The organism is Burkholderia sp. E168m23 (assembly GCF_016586125.1).
Taxonomy (GTDB): domain Bacteria; phylum Pseudomonadota; class Gammaproteobacteria; order Burkholderiales; family Burkholderiaceae; genus Burkholderia; species Burkholderia orbicola.
Map to the genome: position 1 here is coordinate 1 of NZ_BCPP01000146.1, position 10,045 is coordinate 10,045.

Genomic DNA, 10,045 nt, shown 5'->3' on the forward strand with positions numbered 1-10,045 from the left:
TTGCATTTGTGTTGCGGCGGGAGATCGAGCGATCAAAGTTATAGCCCATACTGGATTCTCCATGTACGAAATCAAGCATTCAACGAGCCTCGCGCGATGCAGCTGTTGGTCTATCGCACCGACGGACGACGGCATATCCGCTTGACCTTTCGGTCCCATGACGCGCAACAGTTTCGAAGGCCTGCATTGACGTCGATGGGGAGTCTGAATGTGGCATGCAACCTGAGGCGACGCCTCGGCCGGTCCGGATCACGGTCGGCCGGCCAAGTTTCGCCAGATCTTCTGATGCTATTAAATGCCGATGGGAAGCACTTCGAACGACTTGGAAAAGTTGATTCGGAGACTTCCCATGCAAGCAGTCCGAGCCCGCCGTACCTCATCTCGCGTTCATGTCGGGGACCGGAATGATGCGTCGGCATTTCAGTCCGATTACGCGGTTTCCTGCTCGAAAGTCGGATAATCGGTGTAGCCCTTGGCACCAATGACGCCATAGAAGGTCGACCGATCGGGCTCCGTGAGCGGCCAACCGTTCTTCATCCGCTCCACCAAATCGGGATTGGAAATGAAGGCCGTGCCGAACGCGATCAGGTCAAGTTCTCCCTTCGCCAGTTCGGCTTCGGCGAGCTCCTGCGTGAAGCCGCCGGCGCCGATCAGCGTGCCTTGGTAGGCCTTGCGAAAGGCCGCACCAAAGCCATTCGGAGTACCTGCTGCAGAAATGGTCGTCTGATAGTTCAGGTGTACGAACGCCAGCTTCCGTTCGTTCAAGGCCGAGGCCATGCTCGCCCACGCATCCGCTTCCCCTTCGAAGGCCTCCATATCGTAGATGCGCCCGAACGGCGAGACCCGCACGCCCACCTTTTCACCGCCAATGGCGTCTGCCAGGGCGTCGATCGTCTCCAGCAAAAAGCGCTGACGATTAGCGATGGAACCGCCATATTGGTCGGTGCGGGTGTTCAGCGCGCTGCTCAGGAACTGGTCGAACAGGAAGGCATTGGCCGCCATCACTTCTACGCCGTCGAAGCCTGCGTCCATCGCCCGACGCGCGGATGCAACGAAGTCCTGAGTGACACGTTGCACTTCGTCCGTGGTCAGCGCACGCGGCACACTCGGGAGGACCGGGCCCTCCTTGCCGGGTTCTACCCACGCGTAGACCATGGTCGTGGTCGCCGGCACTTCGCCCGACGACACCGGAGCCGCATTGCCAGGCTGGATGGAAACGTGGGACAGCCGGCCAACGTGCCAGAGCTGGGCAAAGATTTTGCCGCCCTTTTTGTGCACGGCGTCGGTGACCTTCCGCCATCCTTCCGTCTGCTCGTCGGTGTACAGACCCGGCGTATACAGATAGCCTCGGCCCTCTTCGGACACCGGAAGACCTTCGGTGATGATCAAGCCGGCGGAAGCACGCTGCGCGTAGTAGAGCGCGGTGAGATCGTTGGGAATGTTATCGGGCGTACGCGTGCGCGTCATCGGTGCCATGACGACGCGGTTGGCGAGCTGCGTCCCGGAGAGATCGTAGGGCGTAAACAATTTACTCATCATGTTGCTCAAAATGTAGGTGCGCCAGGGCGCTGGTGAGTGTCGGGTTAAATGCGAAATGAAACGGATGGCTATCTAACAGCCGGGAATCTGCTTCACGCGCATTTCGGTCAGTCCGGAAAGAATCGATACCTTGTGAATGGGGGGCTGCCTAGTGAGCGCACCCGTCAATGCTGCAGCTCATGCCTCCGGTGTCTTCGCTTTCGTCCGGTACGTTCTCGGCGGAGTCGAACAACGCTTTTTCGAACACGGCAACTTCACGTGCGCCTGAGAGGTACGTTCGGTTGTTGAAGACAAACAGCGGAACGCCATTTGCGATTCGATTTGCCTCTGCTTCATCTCGCGCGATTTCGGACACCATCTCGCGATCGTCGAAGGAGAGCGACGCAGCAGAAATGCCGATGCTCTTCGCAAGGTCGATGAGCGCGGCTCTATCGAAGATGTCAATCCCGTCGGTCGTCGCGGCCCGGTAGATCGCTTCGATCATCCGTTGTTTGTCTTCGGACGTTTGGACACTTTTGACGAGTAGGTGCGCGTCGCTCGTATCGCCAAAGCGCATGGTCTCGAATCGGTAGTTCAGACCTTCCTGGGCTCCGGCCGAGCACACCGCATCCATCATTCTTTGCGCTGCTGTCGCGTTTCCGAACTTGGCATAAAGCGCGTCTGTAAAGCCGGTCGGAACCATGCCTCGCGCAAGACGGTAGGACTTGTGTGTCACGACCACGTCGACGTGCTGCGTCACGCCTTCTATCGCTTTTTCCAGGCGTCGTTTTGCGATCCAGCACCAGGGGCAGACAAAGTCCGACCACACTTCTACATTGACCCGCTTCATGTTTCATCCTCAGCTAGAAATTGCTGCCTCGTGGCGCTCCGCTCGCAGCGGTAGCGCCGGGTAGGACATTTACTCGCGACCGAGATGGTCCAGCGCGTCGAGGACATGAGTGCTATAGACCACAGCGGCGCCGGCATTGAGATTGATGGCGACACCAAGTGCTTCTGCGACTTCTTCCTTCGTCACACCGAGCTTGTTGGCTTCTGCCGCGTGAAAAGCGATGCAGCCGTCGCAGCGTGTTGTGACAGCGACTGCCAACGCAATCAGCTCTCGCGTCTTTGCGTCGAGATGATTTGTCTTGGCGCCGGCGGCACCGAGCAAACCAACGCCTTTGAGCGTGTCCGGGGTGTACCGTGCGAGTTCATGCACGCGACGGGTGACGGCGCCGATTGTTTCAGTCCAGTTTTCCATGGTTTTCTCCAAATAACAACCAACTAGTTGGTAGGGTAAATACTCAAATAAAAGAGCCATGTTCACGCGGAAAACGGCTCTGGCGCTGGGTGCAACGATGAATCGTTTGGGGAAGCGATCCCCTTTTTATGCTGCGGAGACGATGAGTCGAATGATGCCGCGGTCGAGCGTTTCGCCGTTCTTCATGGCCCACTCGACAAAGCTGGCTCCCTCTAGAACGCTCAATACCTGATACGCCTTCTGGCAGCTCCCCACACCGGCGGCGATCTCGCCGTCGCTGATGCCCTTGTCGATGACCCTGGTCAGCCAGCGCAGTTGCAGCTCGAAAAACCGGTGCGTGAGCTTCTGCAGTTCGGGCGGCAAAGCAGCCATCTCGGCGGCAAGCGCACCGCAGAGCGGGAGCAGGCTTCCATCACTGCTGGCGCGAAAGGTATCGAAAAATCCGTTCAAGCGGCCCCAGAAGTCCTCATTCTCGCGGTCGATTCGCTCGAACGCTTCCACCACTCTCGCGACATAGGCTTCCACAATCGCAACGCCCAGATCTTCCTTCGTCGGGAAGTGATGGTGAATGCTTGCCTTCCGGATGCCAACGGTTTCGGCCAGATCCGCATAACTGAAGGCGGCATAACCCCTCGAGCGCATCAGGCCTTCTGCAGCTTGAACCAACGCGTCGCGCGTACCTACTGCCATGCATCCTCCGGCACACTGCCATCTTCAATTGAACGAACCCAGCGAATCACTGCAAGCGGAGTCTACCTACTAGTTGGTTTTTTGTCAAGCATGACGGCGCATCTCGTCTTCGCAGCGGGCCAACCTTGCAGGGACGCCCCGCAAGCAGATGGTGGAGGAACGTGTCCCCAATTGCACTAACCGACCTCGTGCATTTTTTCATTGAGCGGGCAGAGCGGCAAATTCGTCCGATCAATCTCGAAGGAGCGTCACGACTACAAGGACGAGAAATGCCCTTGTGAAGCTACCAACTAGATGGTAGGCTTGCCGCGTGTTTGAACTTTTCCCTGCGCGAGAGCGCTCCTAGGAGGACCAGCAGATGACTACCCACCCGAACGGAATCGATGTGCCGGCTTTGCAGCAATTCGCGCAAGAAGTCGCCACGGACCCCACGAAGCGAAACGCGCGCTTCAACGTCAAGACGAAATGGGAACACCAGACGCGTTCCGTGGCGACTGTCAGCCACTATGAGCTGGGCGGGGTGACTCACCAGCGGCATTTCGAAATCGCAGCGGACGAACCCACCCAGCTTTTGGGCACGAATAGCGCGCCTAATCCGCAAGAGCTGCTCATGGCCGCGCTCAACGCTTGTTTGACGGTCGGATACGTGGTCAACGCCGCCGCGATGGGCATCACTGTCCACAGTCTGGAAATCGAGACCGATGGTGAGCTGGACTTGCGCGGTTTCCTCGGGCTCGACGAGAGCGTGAACCCGGGATACGACGAAGTGAGCTATGTCGTTCGCCTGCACACGGACGCTTCGCGCGAGCGTGTCGAGGAGTTGCACCAGGTCGTGACGAAAACTTCGGTCAACCTCGCGAATTTCTCGAAGGCGATCCGCATGGTCTCGACTCTCGAAGTCCGCGAAGGCTAACCAGCGGAGGTACTTGCGATACCGGCCGCGTTCTGCGTTCTGCGTTCTCCGCGAGGCGAGCTGATTCATGGACGCGGCAAGACGAGTAATGTCCGCGTTGGCGCGGCCGCGCATGCGGAACTGATCCAGACATTTAAATTAAGGAAGCCAAAATGAATGATTTTTCCGGTAAGAAACTTCTTGTCGTCGGTGGCACCAGCGGTATCGGGCTCGCAACGGCCAAACAAGTGCTGAAAAGCGGCGGTAGCGTCGTCTTGACGGGAAACAGGAAAGACAAAGCTGAAGCGGTCCGTGCCGAACTGAGCGGGCTCGGTCCGGTCTCCGTGATTGCGGCGAACCTCATGACCGAGGAAGGCATGAACGCCATCCGCTCGGAGATCAACGCGAATCACAAAGATATCTCGCTTCTGGTGAATTCTGCGGGCATCTTTGCTCCGAAGGCCTTCATCGACCACGAAGAATCTGATTACGACATGTACCTGTCGCTCAATCGTGCCACTTTCTTCATTACGCGGGACGTGGTCAGGAACATGCTCGCTGCGAAGCTCCAAGGCGCTATCGTGAACGTCGGGTCGATCGGAGCCCAGGCAGCGCTGGGCGACTCCGCGGCATCGGCGTATTCCATGGCAAAAGCAGGTCTGCACGCGCTCACGCGCAATCTCGCGATTGAACTCGCCGATGCGGGTATCCGAGTGAATGCTGTCTCGCCGGCGATCGTACAGACGTCGATTTATGAAGGCTTTATGGCGAAGGAAGACATTGCCGGTGCGATGAAAGCGCTCGAGTCGTTTCATCCGCTCGGACGCGTCGGTACGCCCGAAGACGTTGCAAACACGATCGTCTTCCTTCTTTCAGACAAGACCTCGTGGGTAACCGGTGCCATCTGGAATGTGGATGCGGGGGTGATGGCCGTGCGCAAATGATGGCTGTTTGGATGTACGCGCGCTAGCAGTACATGGGCGACGGAAACGTGATGAAGGAGGGGCTACCGCTGCCTCCAGCGGTGCTCCAACAGGACATTGAAGGCGTAGTCGGCGACTTCATGGACGGCGAGCAAGGAGTGTGCGATGCGATTTGCAGTCTATAAAACGGATGGGCACCGCGGCATCGCGGTGGAGCACGGCGGGCGATGGTTCGGGCTGACCGCCGAGGACACCGCCTATCCGGGCGATCTGGATGCGCTGCTGGCGCACGGCGCTGATCTTGCCGAAGTGGGCGCGCTTCTCGCGCGCGGCGCGCCGGTCGATCTCGAGGCGGTGCGCTTGCTGCCGCCGTTCGGACGGTCCGGCAAGATCGTCTGTGTCGGATTGAACTACCTCGACCACTCGACCGAGACCGGGTTTGCGAAGCAGGCCTATCCGACCGTGTTCGCGCGGTTTGCGTCGAGCCTGATCGGCCATGGCGACCCGATCGCGCTGCCGGCGCAATCGTCCCAACTCGACTACGAGGGCGAACTAGTGGCGGTGATCGGCAAGGGCGGACGCAGCATCGCGCGCGAGCGGGCGCTCGATCATGTTGCCGGCTATTCGATTTTCAACGACGCCACGCTGCGTGATTACCAGTTCCGCACGCCGCAATGGACGATGGGTAAGAACTTCGACGGGACGGGGGCATTCGGGCCGTGGTTCGTCACGGCCGACGAACTGCCGCGCGGCTGCAAGGGGCTGAAGATCCAGACGCGCTTGAACGGTGCGGTCGTGCAGGAGGCATCGACGTCGGACATGATTTTCGATGTCGAGACGCTGGTCGTGCTGCTGAGTGACGTGATGACGCTGCAGGCCGGCGATGTGATCGTCACGGGCACGCCTGCCGGTATCGGGATGGCGCGCGAACCGCAGCTCTGGATGAAAGCCGGAGACGTGTGCGAAGTCGAGATCGAGCGGCTCGGCGTGTTGCGCAACCCGGTCGCGTACGTGGGGACGGTCCGGCGCGACGCTTGACTTACGCGCATGGTGCTCTGCGCCCGGCTCGCAGGCGTTGTCAGGCAGGTTCTCTACATGCGAGGAGAGGCGGACGCGCGCGTAGGGTGCCGTGATCGTGAGCGTGACAACAGACAGAGGTGCCTGTCACGTTCGGACAGTCTTCTGAGATTTTAAGTGGGACGTCCGATGCGGTTATGCTGGTGATTTAGTCGCAGGCGAAGGATGATTACCCGTCGACGCAAAGAAGTCTGCTGGCTCGTCCGGCCTGGCGAAGTGCCTCCCGTATCTGAAAGATCGACTACAAGAGCTTGATCGGTAAAACGCGATTTGATTCCAAGGGCGATCTCCAGAATGCGACGATGACACTCTATACGTTCAAGAACGGGAAACGCGAAAGCCTGCGCGTACAACATTGAATATCGGGACACCCCGACACGACGTTCGGGGTGTCTGCTTCCTCTCTGGTCAAACGCGCCCGTGCGCTCAGTCGCCTGCAGCCAGGAAGTTCACCGGACCGTCAGTCAAACGCAAAGCGGGGGAACCCGATCCGCCCACGGTGCAGCGCGCTCAAGCTGCGCGGCGAGCGAGAACAGCAGCGACTCTGCGCCGAACGCCCCCGCGAAATGGCTGCCGATCGGCAGGCCTTGCTCGTCCCAGTAAAGCGGCACCGACATCGCGGGCTGACCGGTCGCGTTGAACCATGCCGTGAACGGAGAAAACCGATGCGCTCGATCGATGACTTCGCTCAACGACTGCGTGTCGTCCGCGGTCGCAAGTTCGGCCGGCGCAAGCGGCGGCATCGCGAGCGTCGGCGTTAGCAGCACGTCGTAGCGCTCCATCAACCGGCCGAACGTCCGGCCCAATGCATGGATCCAGTCGACGGCGCTCGCGTATTCGGCGCCGCTTGCATTGCCTTTCTCCCGCAGGATGATACGGGTGCGGGCCTCGATTTCGCCGTCGCGTACCGGAAGTCCGCGCTGGTTGCCTATCATGTCGACCAGCGCACGCGTTTGTGCGCCGATGATCGTGAATACACGGTCATAGAACGCCTCCGAATCGACCGGACTATCGAGCGGCTCGACGTGGTGTCCGAGCGAGCGCAGCAACGCGACGGTATGTGCGAGTGCGGGTCGGCAGGCCGGATGAAGCGGCCACGGTGGCGCTTGCTCTATCACGGCGATTTTTAGCGGCCGCGGATCGCGCTGCGTGGCCGCGAGAAACGTCTCCGGTTGGCATGGCGCCGCATAGGGCGCGCCGGTATCGGCGCCCGCGGTCAGGTCCAGCAGGGCGGCGCTGTCGCGAACCGAGCGCGTGATCGCGTGGTTGATGGCCATGCCGGCCCATCCTTCGCCGATCATCGGGCCATTCGGCGTTCGACCGCGTGTCGGCTTCAATCCGAACACGCCGCAGCAGGACGCGGGCACCCTCAGCGAGCCACCGCCGTCGTTGCCGTGCGCGAACGGCAGCACGCGCGCGGCGACAAGCGCTGCCGCGGCGCCGCTCGATCCGCCGGCGCTCACATGCGGATTCCACGGATTGCGTGTGACGCCGAAACGCGCTGAGGAGGTGCAAAACGACGTGCCCAGTTCGGGCGACAGCGAGGTTCCAGCGATCGGTATGCCCGCGCGCCGTAGGCGCCCCACGAGTTCGCCGTCGAAGTCGGGCCGGTAGTCGCCGAACAGGAACGATCCGTTCGCCATGCGTGCGCCGCGCACCGGCATGAAAAGGTCCTTGATGAGTGTCGGGACACCGGCGAGTACGCTCTCGTGGCCAGTGATGGTCGATGCGGCTAGTCTGGCCGTTTCGTCGAGGCGCTCTGCGACGGCATTCAGCGAGGGGTTGATCGCGTCGAGACTGGCGAGGACGGCGTCCAGCAGTTCCGTCGGCGTTACTTCTTTCTCGCGAACGAGCGCCGCGAGCGCGATGCCATCATGCGTGGCGATGAGCGTTTGGAAATCTTTCATAGGTCTATCGTTCGAGAACAAGAAAATGGGAGTGGATCAATCGTCGCCGCGGCTACGAAATGCCGGCAGCAACCACAGCAGTGCCGTGGCGGCTGTACCGGACGCGATGGAGACGATTGCGGGACGCAGTCCGCCGAACGCCTGTGCACATCCGAGCACGACCAACGGGCTGAGGAACTGGCCCAAATAGAGCGCGGCTGTGAAACCGCCCAGGGCGCGGCCACGAATCGCGAGCGATAGCCTGCGCATCAGCGGCAGGATTGCGTTTGGGACCAGCATGCCGCCGCCGAAGCCGTGAATCACGACCGCCACGACGATGGCCGGCACCGTATTGGCGCTCGCAAGCAGATACAGACCCACCGCAAGCAGCACAAGGAGCGCGACATTGACGAAGCGCCGGCCGAGCGAGTCGCGCAACCATGGCCATGCGATGGAGCCGGCCAGCGTCGATAGCAAACCGATACCCGAGACCGCACCGATCATCGTCGACGAGTGCTGCCCGATGTCGATCATCAGCTGCGGCATCTGCACCGGGACCACGAAGGAACTGACCATTCCGACGCAGATCAGCAGATAGCCAATGGCGAGCGTCGACGCGAGCTTGCCGCCGGACAGCGGCGTGCCGCCGTCGCCCGGCTCGGCGGGCCGACCATGACGCAGCGGCTCCCACAGCAGGGCGGCAATCGCAGGTATGAGCAGGATCGGCAGCAGGTAAAGATAGAACGGATAGCGCCATGCGTGCTCGCCGGCCGCGCCGCCGAGCACGAAAAAAATCGTGCCGACGACACCGATCGTGACGACCTGCCGGTTCACGTAGCGCACCCGTTGTTCACCGTGCCAGTAGTCGCCGATTAACGTCGTGCAGCACGTCATCACGCACGCTTCCGCGGCGCCGAGCGCGAACCGGCAGACGAGGATCGCGGTGAAACTGTCGAGCCATGCCGGCGCAGCGCCGACCAGCCCGTACACGAGCGTTGCTAGCAAAAGCAGCATCTTGCGTCCGACGCGATCGGCAAGCCAGCCGGCGAGCGGCGCGCACAGCGCGATCGCAAGGGCGGGGCCCGTCGCGACGAGCGGCACGAGTGCGGCGAGGCGCGGGTTGGCTGGCACGAAGTCCGCCGCGAGTTTCGGCAGGATCGGCGCGATCATGACTGCGCCCATTACGGTGAGACTGCTGCCGAGCAGCAGCACAGCACCCTGGCTGGCGCCGGCTTGCCTAGCGGCACGTGAATATGGCGCGGTATGCGCGGAAGAAAGCGGATTCATCGACTGCTCCCGAATCAGAACATCAGAACGACAGCGCGGCACGCAGCGCGATTTGGTACCCCTGCGCGTGGTTTTGCGCACCGAATTCCTTGTAAACGTGCAGCCATACCGCCGGCTTTCCCTGTTCGACATAGCTGATCGCGGGGCCCACCGCGTTCACGTGCGCGCGGTTGCCGTCGACATTCGGGCCGTGGTCGTTGCTCAGTTGCCGCTCGATGTAGCCGCCGAGGCCGGCGGTGAACGGGCCGATGTGCTGTCCGAGCGCGAATTCCTGGCGGAACCCGGTGCCGCTTCGATAGTTCGTTGCACGGTTCGTCGTGTTCTGATCGACCTCGATGCTGGTCGAGATTTCGAATCCGCTGTCGGTGATGTACGTTGCGCCGATGATCGGCGAGAAGGTCCAGTGTCGTATAACTTCGTATAATGTATGCTATACGAAGTTATTACGGGCCTTCTGCAGCTTGAACCAACGCGTCGCGCGTACCTACTGCCATGCATCCTCCGGCACACT

Annotated in this window: 10 protein-coding genes; 3 read left to right on the forward strand and 7 right to left on the reverse strand. The window is 60.9% G+C overall.

Annotated features, from left to right (window positions below):
- Positions 1-429 precede the first annotated feature (429 nt).
- From JMF90_RS10410 to JMF90_RS10425, 4 genes are all read right to left on the reverse strand, one after another.
- Positions 430-1,539 (reverse strand): alkene reductase, encoded by a 1,110-nt coding sequence (locus JMF90_RS10410; protein WP_011548520.1) that lies wholly within the window; start codon positions 1,537-1,539, stop codon positions 430-432.
- Positions 1,540-1,687: 148 nt separating this feature from the next.
- Positions 1,688-2,368 (reverse strand): DsbA family oxidoreductase, encoded by a 681-nt coding sequence (locus JMF90_RS10415; protein WP_011548519.1) that lies wholly within the window; start codon positions 2,366-2,368, stop codon positions 1,688-1,690.
- A gap of 69 nt (positions 2,369-2,437) precedes the next feature.
- Complete coding sequence (locus tag JMF90_RS10420) at positions 2,438-2,779, reverse strand: carboxymuconolactone decarboxylase family protein (RefSeq protein WP_011548518.1); 342 nt, start codon at positions 2,777-2,779, stop codon at positions 2,438-2,440.
- A 126-nt stretch (positions 2,780-2,905) separates the two neighbouring features.
- Positions 2,906-3,469 (reverse strand): TetR/AcrR family transcriptional regulator, encoded by a 564-nt coding sequence (locus JMF90_RS10425; RefSeq protein WP_011548517.1) that lies wholly within the window; start codon positions 3,467-3,469, stop codon positions 2,906-2,908.
- Positions 3,470-3,827: 358 nt separating this feature from the next.
- Between JMF90_RS10425 and JMF90_RS10430 the strand changes: the two genes are divergently transcribed.
- The 3 genes from JMF90_RS10430 (at position 3,828) to JMF90_RS10440 (ending at position 6,322) form a co-directional block, all read left to right on the forward strand.
- A complete protein-coding gene (locus JMF90_RS10430; RefSeq protein WP_011548516.1) occupies positions 3,828-4,382 on the forward strand; it encodes an OsmC family protein in 555 nt (184 codons plus the stop codon).
- A 152-nt stretch (positions 4,383-4,534) separates the two neighbouring features.
- The gene (locus JMF90_RS10435; RefSeq protein ID WP_011548515.1) at positions 4,535-5,305 is read left to right on the forward strand and encodes an SDR family NAD(P)-dependent oxidoreductase; all 771 of its coding nucleotides are present in this window, start codon (positions 4,535-4,537) and stop codon (positions 5,303-5,305) included.
- Between the two features lie 144 nt (positions 5,306-5,449).
- Positions 5,450-6,322 carry a fumarylacetoacetate hydrolase family protein gene (locus JMF90_RS10440; RefSeq protein ID WP_011548514.1) on the forward strand — a complete coding sequence of 291 codons (873 nt, stop codon included), beginning with the start codon at positions 5,450-5,452 and terminating at the stop codon, positions 6,320-6,322.
- 503 nt (positions 6,323-6,825) lie between these two features.
- Here JMF90_RS10440 and JMF90_RS10445 read toward each other — a convergent pair.
- Genes JMF90_RS10445 through JMF90_RS10455 form a run of 3 tightly spaced genes read right to left on the reverse strand, consistent with a single transcriptional unit; the run spans position 6,826 to position 9,946 of the window.
- Positions 6,826-8,268: an amidase gene (locus tag JMF90_RS10445; protein WP_011548513.1), complete on the reverse strand. Its 1,443-nt coding sequence runs from the start codon at positions 8,266-8,268 to the stop codon at positions 6,826-6,828.
- A 36-nt stretch (positions 8,269-8,304) separates the two neighbouring features.
- Positions 8,305-9,534 carry an MFS transporter gene (locus JMF90_RS10450; protein ID WP_011548512.1) on the reverse strand — a complete coding sequence of 410 codons (1,230 nt, stop codon included), beginning with the start codon at positions 9,532-9,534 and terminating at the stop codon, positions 8,305-8,307.
- A 22-nt stretch (positions 9,535-9,556) separates the two neighbouring features.
- Positions 9,557-9,946, reverse strand: a complete 390-nt coding sequence (locus JMF90_RS10455; protein ID WP_268905944.1) for a transporter — start codon at positions 9,944-9,946, stop codon at positions 9,557-9,559.
- Between the last annotated feature and the right edge of the window lie 99 nt (positions 9,947-10,045).